Origin of the sequence: Lysinibacillus telephonicus, assembly GCF_003966145.1 — a bacterium.
Classification (GTDB): Bacteria; Bacillota; Bacilli; order Bacillales_A; family Planococcaceae; genus Ureibacillus; species Ureibacillus telephonicus.
Map to the genome: position 1 here is coordinate 48,685 of NZ_RXNR01000011.1, position 16,228 is coordinate 64,912.

Sequence of the window (16,228 nt, forward strand, 5' to 3'; positions counted from 1 at the left end):
TTTCGTTTACATTCTAAAATTTAGGCAAAGTTAAAAGGATTTTCAGTGTATAATAGTTAGTGAGAACTGAATTCAATTTAATTTACTTCTATTTATGAACACTCTATAATCAAAACAGCGATAGAATCTAATATAGGAGATGCGTAATGAATAAAAAACTAGAAAATAGTTTACTATTTATATGGCTTGTATCATTAGTAGCGACACTGGGGTCCCTTTACTTTTCCGAGGTGCGCGGCTATGAACCATGTGAATTATGCTGGTATCAGCGTATTTTAATGTACCCAATTGTCATTATGACAACGATAGCCTACATACAAAAAAATGCTCGTATTGCGATTACAACTGCAGTTTTCTCATGTATTGGCGGTGCTATTTCTATTTACCATTACGGAATTCAAAAGCTGGATTTTTTAGCGGATTCAGCCCCGGCTTGTGGACGAGTTCCATGTACAGGACAATATATTAATGTTTTAGGATTTATTACGATTCCATTTTTAGCTGGAGTAGCATTTATTTTAATCGCCATTACAAGCTTTTATATGATTAAACAATTAAAGGGGGATAAATAATTGAAGAAATTAGGAATTATTGGTGCAGTTGTTGTAGTATTATTTATCGTAATCATTTTACTTACAAACTTAGCGAATCAAAATAAATTAAAAGATAATCCATATGGAACAGATAATTTAAGACAATCAACAATTGATTTGCTTGATAATGAAAATTATCAAAATATTATACTGCCTGAAGCATTAGAAGAAAAAATTGCTTCTGGAGAGCCTGTTGTTGCTTATATGTTTAGCCCTGAATGTCCACACTGTATGAAAATGACGCCAGCATTAATGCCTATTGCAGATGAAGTAGGTGTACACATCGACCAATTAAACATTCTGGAGTATGACCAAGGCTGGGATGAATACAACGTGGAATATACACCAACTTTAATTTATTTTAAAGATGGCAAAGAAGTAAGTCGCATTGTTGGTGATTACTCAGACAAAGAACAAGTTATTTATGATTTTTTAGAACAAGTAAAATAAGGATAAACTGAAGGACAAGGTCGAAAATCGGCTTTGTCTTCTTTTTTACGATATTATTGGAGGTACTAGATGTTTCAATATGAAATAACACAAGATGGATTAACAATAGAAGAATTGCTGCGATCAAAGTGGCGTTTGGGGAAAAAGATTGTCCATGAATTGCGAATGGCTAAAGCGGTTACTTTTAAAGATGGTGCACCAGTACAATGGAAGGATAATCTTGAAGCTGGAACAATTCTTCAATTTACATTTGATATACCAAAGTCAAACTACGTACCATCAGATTCTTTTGACATAGCTATTCAATATGAAGATGACCATTGTTTAATCGTGTCAAAGCCAAAAGGGATGGCAACTCATCCAAATGACCCACAAGACAAAGATACATGCATGAATCAGGTTATTGCACATATTCAAAAAAACGGTGGACAGTATGCAGAGCATGTTCACCGTTTAGACCGCGGAACAAAAGGATTATTATTAGTTGCAAAACATCCAATTGCAAAATCAATTTTTGACCGGATGATTGAAGAAAAATCTATAATTCGGACTTACGAAGCGGAAGTGCAAGGCAATATACGACAAGAAAGTGGTACGATTAATGCACCAATCGGAAAGGACCGCCACCATGCAACCCGACGTGTCGTTTCAAAGTCTGGCCAGCATGCTGTCACCCATTTTGAAGTAGTAAAACGGTTTAAAAATACCTGCCTTGTTCATTTAGTTCTTGAAACTGGCCGTACACATCAAATTCGTGTTCATATGGCTCATATCGGACACCCAATTGTAGGGGACACAATGTATAATGCTAGAAAAACAGCATCAGGAGACTATGAGCTGCATGCCATTCAGCTTGAATTTGAACATCCATTTTTAAACAAAACAATTACCATAAAGGATAATGACCACACTATATGAGATATGGCCGTTCAAACATTAATTAAAAAAGGGGGTGTCATCCTGAGACACCCCCTTACTATTTACAGTTCATCTGGCATTATTTGCTCCATGTATTGCTTTATGATCGTTTCATTCATTTCACCAGTAATTATTTTTTCTATTTTACCTTCTGGACTCACTAAAAATGTTGTCGGCAATGGATTAATATTATATGCTTCCATAACACTTTTATTTTTATCAATTACTACTGGAAAAGTTAAACCTTTACTATCGATATAATTTTGAACAGCAAAATCGGACTCAGCTATATTGACAGCTAACACTTGTACACCTTTCTCTTTATACTCATGATATTGCCTGTCAATAATAGGAAATTCCCGTTTACATGGCTCACACCAAGTTCCCCAAAAATTTAAAAATATGCCTTGCCCTTTATATTCAGACAAACGATGTTTTTCGCCGTTCAAATCTATTAATTCAAAATCTGGCGCTTCATCTCCAATTTGTAAAACTTCAACTTTTTCTTTTGTTAAACTAGAGTAGATAGTAAAAATAATAGCCCCAAATAAAACGATTAGTATTAAGAATCGAACGACCGTCCTTGTTTTCTTTTTATTGTTCATATTTCACCAGGCCTTATTTCCATAATTTTTTATTTACGCTTCCACAATATGACCATAGCAATTGTAATCATAGTAAAAGCAACTAGTGATAAAAATGGAATCGTCACAAATCCAAACCAGTTAATATACTGGCCCGAACATGGTACGCCGTTTGTACAGGCACTAAATTCATTCATTGAAGGGATTTTTTGCAGTGCATAATGATATGCAGCCATTAACACGCCAATAGAAGAAATCGGTAAAATATATTTATATATTTCCTTATCATTTCGATAGAACGCAATTCCTAAAAATATGACGAGTGGATACATTAAAATTCGTTGGTACCAACAAAGTGTACAAGGTACAAATCCCATGCGTTCACTAAAAAATAAACTGCCACTTATAGCAATAATCGATGTAATCCACGCAAGTAAAATTGATTTATTGACCATTAGCAGCCTCATCTACCATCTTGGCGAAATCATCCATTGTCATTCCTTCAAACTTTTTTCCACCGATAAAGATTGATGGAGTTGAATTAACGCCTAAACTATTGGCCATATCCATATCTTTCTCAAGGCCATCTTTTCCTTTATTTTCACCGAATGCTTGCATCACCTGCTCAGTTTCTTCAGCAGTTGCTACTTCAGCTAAAACAGCTTCGAGAAATTCTTCGCTCATAAAGTTTTCTTTTCCATCAACAGTTGTTTGATTTGCAAATAAGTGTTCATGGAAGTCCCAAAATTTTTCATTTCCCAATTCTTGATAAACTGTTTCTGCAAATGTTGCCGCTGTTGTTGAATCAGTTGAAATAAATGCATAATTCATAAAATAAAACTTGGCTTTCCCTGTATCTATAAATTGTTCATGGATAAGAGGCAAAAGAGTATTATTGAATTCTGCACAATGCGGGCATTTATAATCCCCAAACTCTACGATTTCTACAGGTGCAGATTCTTCCCCAACAAATGGTTGATTTTCATATGAAAGCTCTGCTGACTTTTCACTAACATCTGTTAACACTATGATTCCGATTAAACAGACAGCTATGATACCGATAATCCAAAAAATTTTCTTTGACATAATATTTCGCTCCTCAAAACTACATTATGTAGTGTAATTAGGTAAAAAATTTACGCTAAATTAAAGCGTAAATAAAAATAATGCAAATTAAGCTAAATACAATAAGTGACCACATCGCCATAACCAAAGGTATCTTAATTTGATTACTTTGTAATGGGTTTAACAAATATTCAATTCTATAATTTACAGAAGACTCAGCAAAGGAGGCATATGCAAAAGACTTTGAATCTAGTTTTCCTACTTTCAGCATTTTTAATAATGCACTTCCAATATGAATTGCTGATTGTTGTTTTTCAATTGCATTTTCATCCGCCATAATTTCTTGAATAATGCGGTAATTTTCATTAAACCATTTTAAAATAGGAATGTAAGGTAATATTGCTGCACTAATTGAAAGTAAAAATAATTTTAAAGGATCATGGCTCTTCTTATGATACATCTCATGAAAAATAACCGCCTCTAATTCCTCTTCACTAAGCACTGCAACTAATGCTGTTGACAGAACAATTTTAGGGGAAATAAATCCTATTGTAATAGCTACTGGAACAGGATAAGAAATGACAATAAAGTCCTCTTTTCCAGTTCCGTAACGATAATTATATTCTTCTGATAGTTTTTTATTTTCATATTGATGTAATTTTGCCTTTAAACGAATCGTATGGATTATTTGGGTGCCAATTTTCCATAAGGAAAAAAGAACAGTGGACAAAACTAATATATCAACAGCATATTGAAGTGAAGTTAAACCTATCATTTTTAATGTATTTTGACATACTTCAATAATATTAAAATTTAAATTTGTCCCAGATAATAGAGCAATTAAATAGGCAATCATTTGAATTAAAATCGTTCCAGATATGACAATAGACAAGAAGAACATTTTTGTTGATTGATATTTATTCATTGCGTTTATCCTTTTTCAATTCTTTAATCTTCAATTCAAGCTTTGCTACAAGATCGTCATCAACATCCTCAAGTGCATCCAACATATGACTAACGACTACATTTCCAAACTCGTCCATTAACTCATGCGTCATTTCTTTTGATTGTGTATTTAAAAAATCCTGCCTTGATTGAATCGGATTATAATATGAGGATCTTCCTACAACTTTCCGATCAAGAATTCCCTTCTCCACTAAACGATTCATTACAGTCATTACAGTATTAAAATTTGTAGATTTTTCTTTTTCGAGAACTGATTGAACTTCCTTAATCGTCATCTGTTCATTATCCCAAAGGATGTCCATAATTTTTGCCTCTAGAGGTCCGAAAAAGCGGTTTAAACCACTTTCCTGCATATTAAACTTTCGAATTTTCAAATTACCTCACCTCACATTACTCATTGTAGTGTTAGAACGATTACCCGTCAACTATTAATAATTAACGATAAATTTCAGATGACTGCCTGCAATTGCGTATGTTTTGCCATTGCAATGTTTCAATTAAAAAAGGCTGACCCAAAGAGAGTCAACCTATAATTACTCTAACGATTAGAAATCAAAATGGAAATTGTCGGGGTTTTGACCAAAACGTTGATTTTTATTTAATTTATCGATTTGGGCCACTTGTTCTTGTGAAAGCTCAAAATCAAAAATTTGCATATTTTCTTCAATTCGGCTTGGTGTAACAGACTTTGGTATCGAAATAATACCATGTTGATAATGCCAGCGCAGGATTACTTGAGCAGTTGATTTTTCTAATTGCTGTGCGATTTTTGTAATCGTTGCATCCTGTAAAACTCCTCCACGTCCAAGAGGCGACCATGCAGTTACAGCGATATCGTTTTCTTTACAAAACTCACGCAGCTCTAATTGTGTAAGATAAGGATGCAGTTCAATTTGGTTTACCATAGGTTTCACGTTCGCTGTAGCGAAGATTTTTTCTAGATGGTGTGCATGATGATTTGATACACCTGGTACACGAATCAACTTTTCTTCATAAAGTCGCTCAATTGCACGGTAAGTATCCACCAATTTATCCTCTACAGGCCAATGTGTTAAATATAAATCAATATAATCAAGCCCAAGTTTTTCCAATGATGTTTCAAATGCACGTAATGTTTCATCATAACCTTGATCTGAATTCCATACTTTTGTTGTAACAAAAATTTCTTCTCTAGGAACTCGAGAGTTGCGAATTGCTTCTCCAACCTCTCCCTCATTTTTATAAAGTGCTGCTGTATCAATTGCACGATACCCAACTTCTAAGGCTTTTGAAACTGCTTGAATAGCCTCCTCAGGATCAGTCATTTTAAACACACCTAGACCTAAGTAAGGCATATTCACTCCATTTGTTAAAACTTTTGATGGTATAACTGTCAAATTGCTCACTCCCCTTTTTCAATATCTTCCATTATACGATGAACTGTAATCTTTACTTAAAAGATATGCTTAATTATTTAATTTTTTCTTAATTTCGTTGGAAAAATAGATTCTTATTTAGTAAATTTCAAAAAAATATATTTAATTTCTACCATCATTCTCGTTCTAAGACTCTTGAACTATAAATATATTAATAAGAAAGACCTTTTTATCATGGTCACGTAATTTTTGTATGGAATATTTTTGAAAAGGAGCTGATCGTTATGATGGAAACACCTTTACTATTAACAAGCTTTTTAAAACGTGCAGAGAGATATTTTCCTCACAAATTAATCATCTCTAGAACAAGCCCTGAAACAATACACCGCATTACGTACAAGGAATATGTAAAGCGAACTCACAAACTTGCTGCTGCATTAACAAAACTAGGTATGAAAAAAGGGACAAAAGTTGGTTCATTCGCTTGGAACCATCATCGTCATTTAGAAGCTTATTTTGCTGTACCTTGTGCAGGGGCAATTTTGCATATGGTTAATATTCGCCTTTCGCCTGAACATATTATTTATGTCATCAACCACGCCGAGGATGAAATTTTATTAATTGATGGGGACTTGTTCCCACTGCTTAGTAAAGCGATTCCATACTTAAAAACAGTAAAACATATTGTTGTAATGCAAGATAATATGGAAGTTCCTGAATCAACTTTCCCAAATGTCTACTCATACGAAAAACTATTAGCGGAAGCAGATGATAACTTTGCTTTCCCTGAAGATTTAGATGAAAACTCCCCTGCTGGCATGTGTTATACAAGCGCAACTACTGGCATGCCTAAAGGTGTCGTTTATTCACACCGCGGTTTAGTACTACACAGTCTTGCACTTGGTTTAAGTGATAGCATGGGTATTCGTGAAAAAGATGTCATTATGCCAATTGTGCCAATGTTCCATGTAAATGCATGGGGAATGCCGTTTGCTGCTGTAAACTATGGATCTACTCAAGTTCTACCTGGTCCTATGTTCACACCTTCTCTACTGCTTGATTTAATCGAACAAGAAAAAGTTACAGTTACTGCTGGCGTTCCAACTATTTGGCTAGGTGTTGCTCAAGAGCAAGAGAAAAATCCGAGAGATTTATCATCTCTTCGCTCAGTTGTTTGCGGCGGGTCTGCCTCTCCAAAAGGACTTATTAAAACATTTGAAGACAAATTTAATGTTCCTTTTGTCGTTGGGTATGGAATGACTGAAACAACACCAATTGTCTCTTTATCAACCTATACTTCTGAAATGGAAGATTGGACTCGAGAACAAAAATTAGATATTCGTGCAACACAAGGATTACCTGTATCTTTATTGGACACAGAAGTGGTAAATGAAGCTGGCGAGGTTCCTTGGGACGGTCAAACAATGGGTGAACTTCGCATTCGCGGTCCTTGGATTGCAGATGAATACTATAAAGATGAACGAACAGTAGAAGCATTTAAAGATGGATGGCTTTATACAGGCGATATAGCAGTAGTTACTCCTGAAGGATATATAAAGATTACGGACCGAACAAAAGATTTAATTAAAAGCGGTGGCGAATGGATTTCTTCTGTTGATTTGGAAAACGCATTAATGACACATGAAGCCGTTTTTGAAGCAGCTGTAATCGCTATTCCTCATGAAAAATGGCAAGAGCGTCCCCTTGCATGTGTTGTATTAAAAGAAGGGAAAGACGCTACGAAAGAGGAGTTAATAAGCTTTTTAGAAGGACAATTTGCTAAATGGTGGCTGCCAGATGATGTTGTATTTATAAACGAAATTCCGAAAACATCTGTAGGTAAATTTTTAAAAGCAAAACTCCGCGAGGATCTAAAGGACTATCAAGTAATTATATAGTGATGCCGCCAAGTAATAAGTTCTGAACCATTATAGACATAAATTAATGTAGTAAAGTTGTTATCTATGAGCTATACTAAAAATAGAGATTTTATAACATGAGGAGGATACTTCCATGAACTTATTATTAATTCTTGGTGTTATTGTAGCTTTCCTAGTTGCTATCTTCACAGCTGGCTACGAAGGTGACTATACTTCAGAAAAATAATCTCAAAAGAAGGAGTGATAACTATTGTTGTCACTTCTTCTTTTTTATTCTATTGTAGAGATTTTTGATTTATTATTGCCCGATTTTGTGAAATTATCGCTCTAATTTGTGAATTTATCGCCCATATTAGTGACAATATCGCTCTCTTTTATAAACTTATCGCCTTTTTAACTTTTCAAGCAAGGCGCTTGCTCTTTTCCTATGTTAATGTTTTCATTAGTTTAAAAAACAAGGAGGCCTTTATATGCCTACACATTTTCATAAAAAGCCTAACAATTATGTTTCCCATGTTCAAATAAAAGTATCAAACTTACAAAGTTCAGTTGATTATTATAAAACGATTATTGGATTCAAAGTGCTTGAACAAACTACAAATACAGCAATTTTAACAATCGATGGTACAGATAGTATTCTTTCTTTGGAAGAAGTACCAAACGCACAGCCTTTACAAAACGGTCAAACAGGTCTTTATCATTTTGCAATCCTTTTACCGACCCGCAAAGATTTAGGAAACTTTATTCAGCATATTATAAAGCACAATGTTCGAATAGGTGCTGGAGATCATCATGTTAGTGAAGCTATATATTTAAATGATCCAGATGGAAATGGAATCGAAGTTTATTCAGATCGACCTGAAGATGAATGGATTTGGTACGGTGATTCAACAGTCCATATGGTAACTGAACAACTCAATATCCCTTCGATTTTGGCTAATGCCAATAATTTGTGGGATGGGCTCCCTAATGGGACAGTAATGGGACATATCCATCTTTCTGTCGCAAATTTACATGACTCTGAAAAATTTTATACTGAAGGATTAGGATTCGAAGTTGTAGCGCGCTACGGAACTCAAGCTCTATTTATTTCAACAGGTAAGTATCATCATCATATTGGGCTTAATATTTGGAACAGCGCTGATGGGGCACCTGCACCAGTAAATAGCCTTGGATTAAAATCATTTACGCTTGTATTAAATAATCTTGAACAGACTGAACAAATTAAAGATAGTTTAACAAAAATCGGAGCAAAAATAGAGCACTTTGAAGAGGCTCCTAATTTTGGCGGCAGCCAAGCGTTTTCTACTATTGATCCTTCTGGAATTCGAATCATCTTCACTTTAGAGGGTGAATGATTTAGATTAAACTATAAGTATGAGTTTATTACACTAGCTCAATGGCTAAAATGTTGAGATGAAGCAAATAAAAAAGCATTTTACCCCTACATTTGTAGAAGTAAAATGCTTTTTTATTTCAAGCCTGGATAATTTTGCTGCCTTAAAGCTTCATAAATGACAATGGCTGCAGTATTCGATAAATTTAGCGAACGAACATGATTACTTTGTGGAATACGCAAGCACATATCCCGGCGTTCATATGCGAAATCCTTTGGTAAACCTGTTGTTTCCTTCCCAAACATAAAATAAATATCTCGCTCACGATTACTAAAATCATGAGTCGTAAATGGCTCATCACTATATGTTTCGATTAAATACACATCGCCATCCTTTGAATACTCCAAAAAGTCTTCTAGCGAATCATGATATACGACATTAACATGCTCCCAATAATCAAGACCCGCGCGCTTTAGCATTTTATCATCAGTTGAAAATCCTAAAGGACGGATTAAATGCAATGATGTATTTGTTCCTGCACAGGTCCTCGCAATATTTCCTGTATTTGCAGGTATTTCAGGTTGATATAACACAATATGCAATGGCAAACTAGACACTTCCCTCTTAGAAAAGCGTAAGCACTCCGCTTAGCCCCGTGTCGATAAAACGTCACATCGTATGGCATTGTCGGCACTTGCACATCCATGTGTTGCGGGGCCTGAATCCGTGAAGCTTTTTTAGCTTTCGAGCGAGAGCAGACCGCGATGTCGAGGGGCCGGGTGCTGGAGTTAGACACTCTTCAAAAAATTTTATACTTCTTCTAAACAATTTCTATTATAATGAAACATTTAATAGTTTAATTCCTTTTTCTATTTCACGAAGCACGTCCTCATCACTCTCTTGTTCATAAGCTTTTGATAAGGCTTCTTCTGCTAACGGACCCCCAATTTTGCCGATTGCCCAAGCAGCAGTACCGCGCATTACTGGTCGTTCATCTTTTTTCATCACATCAATTAAATCTGGTACTGCAGACTGTTCTCTAAAATGTGCTAATGCAATAATTGCATTTCGCTGAATTGGCTTTTTCCCACGCCATGAGCCAGACATTGAACCAAACTTTGCTTTAAATTCTTTATTTGAAATTTTTAATAATGGCTGTAACAATGGTTTTGCCAGCTCGGGATCAGGCTTAAATTCCTCATGTATCCAATTCGTTTTCCCTTTATTTTTTGGACATACAGTTTGGCAAGTATCACAGCCATAAATCCGATTTCCAATTTCTGTACGGAATTCATCTGGCAGAAAGTCTTTTGTTTGCGTTAAAAATGCGACACACCTTTGAGCATTCAATTGACCTGCTTCTACTAGAGCACCTGTTGGGCAAACGTCTAAGCAAAGTGTACAGTCGCCACACTCATTTTCAATAGGGTCATCTGGTGCAAACGGAATATTTGTAATCATTTCACCTAGGTAAACGTATGAACCAAACTCAGGTGTGATGATGGAGCAATTTTTCCCACTCCAACCAATGCCCGCACGTTCAGCTACTGCACGATCAACAAGTTCTCCCGTATCCACCATTGACTTAACTTGGACAGTTGGCACTCGTTCTTTTAGCCATTCTTCGATTAATTTGAGGCGTTCTCTAACTGCCACGTGATAATCAATTCCCCACGATGCGCGGGCAAAAATCCCTCGGCGCGACCCTTTTTTTCCAACTGGAGCATCCTTCATTTTCGAAGGGTAGGCTAAGGCTATGGCAATAATACTTTCCGCACTATTTAAAAGTCTTATTGGTTCGGTGCGCTTTTCGATATCGGATTCTTCAAAGCCTGATTGATAGCCTAATTCCTGTTGGCGTTTTAGTCGGTTTTTCAACTCATTAAATGGAGAAGCATGTGTAAAACCGATTTTATCGACGCCAATTGATTTTGCGTATTCAATTAACTCGGATTGCAAAGATTCGATTTTCATTTCCCATCCTTCTCCTTTTCTGTTAGTATTTATGGTAACATCGCAAAATTACGCGTAATTTAACTATAGTAGGTGATTTTAACAATGAACATTTCATTAAGCAATTCACTTCTAACTACCAATGACCAATTAAAAATCGGCATTATCCATTATACCAAAATTATTGTGTCAGAATCTCCTCAAATGATAAAAGGACGCACACAACTTTATCAAGAGAACCTATATTTAGAACTTCAAGAAAATCCTGTTACTGAGCGTCCTGGGATTGCAGAGTGGCGGAAAATTTGGAAGTCATTGGGCGCTGACCCAAACCGCTATCGCCATTCCGCTGAAAGTTTAATACGTCGTATTGCAAAACAAAACTATTTAACTCCATTTCATTCAGCAGTAGATTTAAATAATTTCTTTTCATTACAATATGAAATTCCAATAGGCATTTACGATATTGCAAAAATTCATGGAGATATTGAAATTGCTTTAGGCGATGAAGAAACAGGCTATGAAGGACTAAATGGCCGATTCAATTCGCTAAAAAACATTTTATTTAGTAAAGATGCAGAAGGGGCTTTCGGTAGTCCATTTGTTGATTCAATAAGAACTGCAGTAACTGAAGAAACTCATGATGCAATTCAAATCTTTTATTTGCGCCCATCACTGCAGGAAAACGAATGCAAGGAGCTGCTGGAATCTGCCGGTAAGATGTTTACACAAATTAATGGCGGCGACTATACAACGGAATTATTAACAAAAGATAATCCAGTATTAACAATTTAGAGGAGCTGATTGTGTGAAAAAGATACCTTTAGCAGAAGGGGTTAAATTAAAGAGCATTTTGACAAAAAAAATTCAAGAATTAATAAGTGAAATTCATTTAGTTTCTCATGCCGTTGTAGAAAAGGGGGAGAAACCAAATCCATCTGGAAGACCACTTAATGAAGTAGAGAAGGAACTTGCTCAAGTACGCAAAGACTCCCGGACACTTGATAAGCTTATTTACCGAGCAAATATCGACAATACTATATCTTTTAAAGGGGAAGAACTGCCGATAGTTGAAGCAATTGAATTAGCTTCCCAATTACGAGCTGAAGCCAGCCTTTATAAAGATCTCGGCAAAGAAGAAAGAGAACGACTATATAGTACTAGCGACAACATTATTTTCTATCAAGTTGCGATGTACGATCCTGCTGAGTATCGCAATCGTGCAAATGAATTAGAAAAAGATGCTCATAGATTATCAAACTTAATCAACGCAAAAAATTATCAAGTAGAAATTGAATTTGACGATTCAAATTACTTCTAGTAAACCTCGGGAAGGTGAGACTCCAACCCGAGGCATAACGATCTGTCCTTTGCCTGCCACGCAAACTTAATGTGAAACCGATTACCTTTAACCTGTTACTTTGTGACCTTTAACTAATAACCAACTATAGTAAAAGCCCACAAGACTTGATTAATAGTAATCTTAATTTTGACAGACGTTATGTTAGAAGCCGCCTCAAATTGAGACGGCTTCTTTTTAATTATTCAACCCCAGGTAATACCCTTAATATTTTTAAATCTGCATCTAAAATAGCATCTACCCCTAATGGCAATGCTATGTTTGGTTCACAATGTCCTATCATAAATCCTGTAACAACGGGTTTTTTAAGCGGTTTTAAATATTCTTCAAAAATGTTCCACACATCTTCTATTTGTGCTCCATCCTCAAGCTCTGAAAAATTGCCTATTACAAAACCAGCCGCCTCATCCAGCTTCCGTGCAAGGCGGAGCTGATTAAGCATGCCGTCTATTTTTTGCAGAGGCTCCCCAATATCTTCAAATAACAGAATCTTGCCTTTTGCATCAAATTCAAATTTTGTCCCTAATGTACTTACTAGCCGATGCAAGTTTCCACCTGTTAATTCCCCACGGGCAGACCCTGGCACAATTGTTTGAAGAGGGGAAATATTTGCATCGTATTGAATTTCAAATGGTATGAAAAGCTGTTGGAACATTTTTTTCGATAGCTCTGAAAAATGATTTGATCCAACTGATGACAGCATTGGTCCATGGAACGTTACGATATTTGAATATTCCTGAAAAGCGTTGTGGAAATATGTTATATCTGAAAATCCCCAAAAGATTTTAGGGTTTTCGGTAAGCAGCTGGTAATCTATACGGTCTGCAATACGGGCAGCCCCGTAGCCGCCTCTTAAACAAAAAATCGCCTTTATTTCAGGATCTTGTATCATTTTATGTAAATCATTTAGCCGTTCCTCATCTGTTCCTGATAAATAGTTGCCTGTTAGTCCAACTGTTTCGCCTAATTTATAACGAAGTCCGAGTGATTCTAAAAACTCCAGCTTTTCTGGCAGCTTTTCCATCGCAAGCGGGCTACTTAACGCCACTACGCCTACTGTATCCCCAATATTTAATCGCTTTGGTCGAATTTTCATTTATACTTCCCCCTGACTTTGATAAAAAGATTGTACCATATCAATTACTTATCAGCGTAATTACTCAGCGTCCTAAGCTTCGGTACAAAATTTATTTGTACCTGTTTGGGCTTTGATACAGATTATTTGTATCTACAACCAACGTCTTCTATGGTGAGGTATAAAATAACTCTTTCTAAACTATTCCGAAATATGAAAATGGCGTTGAACAAGCAATTACTGTATCGCTATAATAAATATATTAAATTGAAGGAGTTTTTGTATGAAATTCCCACCATATATTTTACTAATATTAGCGACCATTCTTTGGGGAGGAAATTTTGTAATTGGGCGCGCGGTAACAGGTGAAATTCCTCCGTTTACCCTTGCCTTTTTAAGATGGTGTCTAGCATTTCTCGTATTCTTTCCTCTTGCTTTTAAGCATGCTAAACGAGATTGGCCAAAATTCAAAGGGCATTGGAAGATTGTTCTTGTCCTTGCATTAACAGGAGTGGCAGCTTTTAATACACTTGTTTATATTGGTGTTTATTCAACTACTTCCATAAATGCTTCCTTAATGAACTCAACAACACCTATCTTTATTTATATTCTTTCCTTTATTTTTTTAAAAGAACGTTTATCCAGAAATCAAATGATTGGAACTGCTATCTCACTTTTAGGAGTTACTTTTATTCTTTCAGGAGGTTCATTGGAAAGTCTACAGCAATTTACATTTAATAAAGGGGATTTAATTGTTATTGTAGCTGTTTTCTGTTGGAGTATTTATTCGTTATTAGTTAAACAATACGCTGATCGATTGCCAGGTTTTTCAACATTTTTAGTAAGTATTGCAATCGGTGCACTAATGCTATTGCCATTCGCAATTTATGAGCATATTACATTAGATAGTCCAATCATTTGGTCTGTTAAAACAATAGGGGCAGTCTTTTATGTAGGCATTTTAGCATCCATCGTTGCTTTTTTAAGTTGGAACTACGGCGTTATTCAAATTGGTGCAAATCGTGCAAGCATTTATTTAAATTTCATCCCATTTTTTTCAGCGATATTTGCCACTGTTTTCATAGGAGAACAACTTAAGCTTGCCCAAGTAATAGGGGGACTGGCTGTAATTGGCGGGGTTATATTAACGAATCGAAACTAAAAAATGTCCCAAAAGTATAGATTTGAATACTTTCGGGACATTTTTTGATGGAGAATAAAAACTTCTACTTTTTATTCTCCTTTTTCTTTTCCATTGCCTTTACTTTCCTTTTCTGCTTTTTTCTCCGATTCTTTATTTTGCTGTTCTTGTTGTTTTACAGCTTTTTCACTTTCCTTTTCTGCTTGTTTTGCTGCAGCTTCAGCTTGTTTTTCTTGTGCTTTATTAATTTTCTCTTGTTGCTTTGCTTCTTGTTCTGCTTGTTTTTCTTGTGCTTTTTTTGCAGCTTCAAGCTGTTTTTCTTCCGCTTTTTTTGCGGCTTCAAGTTGTTTTTCTTCCGCTTTTTTTACAGCTTCTGCTTGCTTCCTTGCAGCCTCTAGTTGGTTTTCCTCAGCCTTTTTCACAGCTTCAGCTTGTTTTTCTGCTGCTTTCTTCTGAGCCTCTACAGCTTTTTGTTGTTTCTCGGTATTAACAGTTGATTCATTCGTTGTTTCTTGATTTGAAGTTGCAGCTTCAGCATCATTATCAATTTCATTTTCTTCTACAATTACTTCTTTATTTTCAACGTCCACATTTTCTTCTAAGCTTTTTTCATCAGTAGTAGCTTCAAGCTCTTCACTTTTCTTTTCAGCTTTTTTTGCTTGCTTAGTTAATTCTTTATTTATTTTCTTTTCAAGCTTTTCTTGTGCTTTTTCGATATTTTTTGCAATTGCTTCTTTCGCTTTAGGGTTTTCTATTTTTTCTAAAACGGCTTGTAAAGCAATGATATTTGCAGCGAATTTAGTTTCTAGCTCAGAACCTTCTGAATCAGCGTCTTCTTCTGCAGCTGTCTCTTCAGTATTTTCACTTCCTTCTTCCTCAACTTCTTGTTCTGCTTCTTTTTCTTCTTCATATTTTTCTAAAGCTAGTTCTTGCTGTTCTAATGCTTTTTCTAGTAATTCACTAGCTAACTCTTCCTCACCGTCTGCAAGTAATGCCTCTGCTTCTGCAATACGTTCTTCTGCAAAAGATGCTAGTAGCTCTGATTCTTTTACATCATCAAATGTAAGTGCCAATTGGACATTTTCCTTTAATTTTTTCATAAAATAAAAAAAGTCGCCTGGTATTAAAGAAGGTTCTTCTTCAATTTTTTCAGTATCTTCGCTTTCCTCTACTACTGGTTCACCATCTGTTTCTTCGTTAGTTCCTTCTTCAGTCTCGTTTGTAACTTTTGGTTCAGATTCAACTTTACTTAATGAATCTTCGTTTACATCTTCAACAGTTTTAGAATCATCGATAGTATCTTCTGTTGTTTGTTGTTCCTCGGAAGGTGCAACTTCCTTAACTTCTTTTTCTTCTACAACTTGCTCTTCAACTTGTTGTTGAGTAACTGGTTGCTCTTCATTTGCCAATGCCTGTCCACTTCCAAAAGCAAACGCCGTTGCCATTACACTTGTAGCCAACACATTTCTGAAATTACTAGTAAAATACTTTTTTGACATAAAAAAATCCCTCCAAAATTTATTAGGGAAGAATTTTGATAGACTCGGGTAT

General features: G+C 35.6%; 18 protein-coding genes. 8 read left to right on the forward strand and 10 right to left on the reverse strand.

Features of this window, described 5'->3' with window-relative positions:
• Nucleotides 1-146: 146 nt before the first annotated feature.
• The 3 genes from EKG35_RS05535 to EKG35_RS05545 all read left to right on the forward strand — a co-directional run bounded on the left by EKG35_RS05535 (nucleotide 147) and on the right by EKG35_RS05545 (nucleotide 1,961).
• Nucleotides 147-572: a disulfide oxidoreductase gene (locus EKG35_RS05535; RefSeq protein WP_126293461.1), complete on the forward strand. Its 426-nt coding sequence runs from the start codon at nucleotides 147-149 to the stop codon at nucleotides 570-572.
• Complete coding sequence (locus tag EKG35_RS05540) at nucleotides 573-1,043, forward strand: thioredoxin family protein (RefSeq protein WP_126293462.1); 471 nt, start codon at nucleotides 573-575, stop codon at nucleotides 1,041-1,043.
• Between the two features lie 69 nt (nucleotides 1,044-1,112).
• Nucleotides 1,113-1,961, forward strand: a complete 849-nt coding sequence (locus tag EKG35_RS05545) for an RluA family pseudouridine synthase (RefSeq protein ID WP_126293463.1) — start codon at nucleotides 1,113-1,115, stop codon at nucleotides 1,959-1,961.
• Nucleotides 1,962-2,023: 62 nt separating this feature from the next.
• On the opposite strand, the gene resA is transcribed toward EKG35_RS05545, so the two are convergent.
• The 6 genes from resA to EKG35_RS05575 all read right to left on the reverse strand — a co-directional run bounded on the left by resA (nucleotide 2,024) and on the right by EKG35_RS05575 (nucleotide 5,910).
• Nucleotides 2,024-2,566, reverse strand: a complete 543-nt coding sequence (gene resA, locus EKG35_RS05550; RefSeq protein ID WP_126293464.1) for a thiol-disulfide oxidoreductase ResA — start codon at nucleotides 2,564-2,566, stop codon at nucleotides 2,024-2,026.
• A 29-nt stretch (nucleotides 2,567-2,595) separates the two neighbouring features.
• The gene (locus EKG35_RS05555; RefSeq protein WP_126293465.1) at nucleotides 2,596-3,000 is read right to left on the reverse strand and encodes a disulfide oxidoreductase; all 405 of its coding nucleotides are present in this window, start codon (nucleotides 2,998-3,000) and stop codon (nucleotides 2,596-2,598) included.
• Nucleotides 2,990-3,631: a DsbA family protein gene (locus EKG35_RS05560; RefSeq protein ID WP_126293466.1), complete on the reverse strand. Its 642-nt coding sequence runs from the start codon at nucleotides 3,629-3,631 to the stop codon at nucleotides 2,990-2,992. The genes EKG35_RS05555 and EKG35_RS05560 overlap by 11 nt, the downstream gene beginning before the upstream one ends.
• Nucleotides 3,632-3,686: 55 nt before the next feature.
• Entirely contained in the window at nucleotides 3,687-4,535 is an 849-nt protein-coding gene (locus tag EKG35_RS05565) for a M56 family metallopeptidase (protein WP_126293467.1), read from the reverse strand.
• Nucleotides 4,528-4,950 (reverse strand): BlaI/MecI/CopY family transcriptional regulator, encoded by a 423-nt coding sequence (locus tag EKG35_RS05570; RefSeq protein ID WP_246020207.1) that lies wholly within the window; start codon nucleotides 4,948-4,950, stop codon nucleotides 4,528-4,530. Before EKG35_RS05570 ends, EKG35_RS05565 begins: the two co-directional genes overlap by 8 nt.
• A gap of 171 nt (nucleotides 4,951-5,121) precedes the next feature.
• A complete protein-coding gene (locus EKG35_RS05575) occupies nucleotides 5,122-5,910 on the reverse strand; it encodes an aldo/keto reductase (protein ID WP_185807656.1) in 789 nt (262 codons plus the stop codon).
• A 305-nt stretch (nucleotides 5,911-6,215) separates the two neighbouring features.
• On the opposite strand from EKG35_RS05575, the gene EKG35_RS05580 reads away from it, so the two are divergent.
• Together EKG35_RS05580 and EKG35_RS05585 are read left to right on the forward strand one after the other, a co-directional pair.
• Nucleotides 6,216-7,829, forward strand: a complete 1,614-nt coding sequence (locus tag EKG35_RS05580) for a long-chain fatty acid--CoA ligase (protein WP_126293469.1) — start codon at nucleotides 6,216-6,218, stop codon at nucleotides 7,827-7,829.
• Between the two features lie 452 nt (nucleotides 7,830-8,281).
• On the forward strand, nucleotides 8,282-9,169 hold the full coding sequence (locus EKG35_RS05585; protein WP_126293470.1) for a VOC family protein: 888 nt from the start codon (nucleotides 8,282-8,284) through the stop codon (nucleotides 9,167-9,169).
• Nucleotides 9,170-9,282: 113 nt separating this feature from the next.
• On the opposite strand, the gene trmL is transcribed toward EKG35_RS05585, so the two are convergent.
• Both trmL and queG read right to left on the reverse strand, forming a co-directional pair.
• Complete coding sequence (gene trmL / locus EKG35_RS05590) at nucleotides 9,283-9,756, reverse strand: tRNA (uridine(34)/cytosine(34)/5-carboxymethylaminomethyluridine(34)-2'-O)-methyltransferase TrmL (RefSeq protein WP_126293502.1); 474 nt, start codon at nucleotides 9,754-9,756, stop codon at nucleotides 9,283-9,285.
• A 226-nt stretch (nucleotides 9,757-9,982) separates the two neighbouring features.
• The gene (queG, locus tag EKG35_RS05595) at nucleotides 9,983-11,122 is read right to left on the reverse strand and encodes a tRNA epoxyqueuosine(34) reductase QueG (protein WP_126293471.1); all 1,140 of its coding nucleotides are present in this window, start codon (nucleotides 11,120-11,122) and stop codon (nucleotides 9,983-9,985) included.
• Between the two features lie 84 nt (nucleotides 11,123-11,206).
• On the opposite strand from queG, the gene EKG35_RS05600 reads away from it, so the two are divergent.
• Nucleotides 11,207-11,896, forward strand: coding sequence for a B3/B4 domain-containing protein (locus tag EKG35_RS05600; protein WP_126293472.1), 690 nt, complete (start codon nucleotides 11,207-11,209; stop codon nucleotides 11,894-11,896).
• 13 nt (nucleotides 11,897-11,909) lie between these two features.
• The gene (locus tag EKG35_RS05605; RefSeq protein WP_126293473.1) at nucleotides 11,910-12,422 is read left to right on the forward strand and encodes a DIP1984 family protein; all 513 of its coding nucleotides are present in this window, start codon (nucleotides 11,910-11,912) and stop codon (nucleotides 12,420-12,422) included.
• A gap of 220 nt (nucleotides 12,423-12,642) precedes the next feature.
• Here EKG35_RS05605 and EKG35_RS05610 read toward each other — a convergent pair whose 3' ends face one another.
• A complete protein-coding gene (locus tag EKG35_RS05610) occupies nucleotides 12,643-13,557 on the reverse strand; it encodes a S66 peptidase family protein (protein ID WP_126293474.1) in 915 nt (304 codons plus the stop codon).
• A 262-nt stretch (nucleotides 13,558-13,819) separates the two neighbouring features.
• On the opposite strand from EKG35_RS05610, the gene EKG35_RS05615 reads away from it, so the two are divergent.
• Entirely contained in the window at nucleotides 13,820-14,698 is an 879-nt protein-coding gene (locus EKG35_RS05615) for a DMT family transporter (protein WP_126293475.1), read from the forward strand.
• 71 nt (nucleotides 14,699-14,769) lie between these two features.
• Here EKG35_RS05615 and EKG35_RS05620 read toward each other — a convergent pair whose 3' ends face one another.
• Nucleotides 14,770-16,176, reverse strand: coding sequence for a DUF5667 domain-containing protein (locus tag EKG35_RS05620; RefSeq protein WP_126293476.1), 1,407 nt, complete (start codon nucleotides 16,174-16,176; stop codon nucleotides 14,770-14,772).
• Between the last annotated feature and the right edge of the window lie 52 nt (nucleotides 16,177-16,228).

Coding starts and splice junctions, on each gene's coding strand:
- EKG35_RS05575 (WP_185807656.1), bottom strand. CDS start 5,910: ATGCCTTACTTAGGTCTAGGTGTGTTTAAAATGACTGATCCTGAGGAG.
- EKG35_RS05560 (WP_126293466.1), bottom strand. CDS start 3,631: ATGTCAAAGAAAATTTTTTGGATTATCGGTATCATAGCTGTCTGTTTA.
- EKG35_RS05545 (WP_126293463.1), top strand. CDS start 1,113: ATGTTTCAATATGAAATAACACAAGATGGATTAACAATAGAAGAATTG.
- EKG35_RS05580 (WP_126293469.1), top strand. CDS start 6,216: ATGATGGAAACACCTTTACTATTAACAAGCTTTTTAAAACGTGCAGAG.
- EKG35_RS05565 (WP_126293467.1), bottom strand. CDS start 4,535: ATGAATAAATATCAATCAACAAAAATGTTCTTCTTGTCTATTGTCATA.
- EKG35_RS05585 (WP_126293470.1), top strand. CDS start 8,282: ATGCCTACACATTTTCATAAAAAGCCTAACAATTATGTTTCCCATGTT.
- EKG35_RS05555 (WP_126293465.1), bottom strand. CDS start 3,000: ATGGTCAATAAATCAATTTTACTTGCGTGGATTACATCGATTATTGCT.
- resA (WP_126293464.1), bottom strand. CDS start 2,566: ATGAACAATAAAAAGAAAACAAGGACGGTCGTTCGATTCTTAATACTA.
- EKG35_RS05620 (WP_126293476.1), bottom strand. CDS start 16,176: ATGTCAAAAAAGTATTTTACTAGTAATTTCAGAAATGTGTTGGCTACA.
- queG (WP_126293471.1), bottom strand. CDS start 11,122: ATGAAAATCGAATCTTTGCAATCCGAGTTAATTGAATACGCAAAATCA.
- EKG35_RS05610 (WP_126293474.1), bottom strand. CDS start 13,557: ATGAAAATTCGACCAAAGCGATTAAATATTGGGGATACAGTAGGCGTA.
- EKG35_RS05615 (WP_126293475.1), top strand. CDS start 13,820: ATGAAATTCCCACCATATATTTTACTAATATTAGCGACCATTCTTTGG.
- EKG35_RS05600 (WP_126293472.1), top strand. CDS start 11,207: ATGAACATTTCATTAAGCAATTCACTTCTAACTACCAATGACCAATTA.
- EKG35_RS05535 (WP_126293461.1), top strand. CDS start 147: ATGAATAAAAAACTAGAAAATAGTTTACTATTTATATGGCTTGTATCA.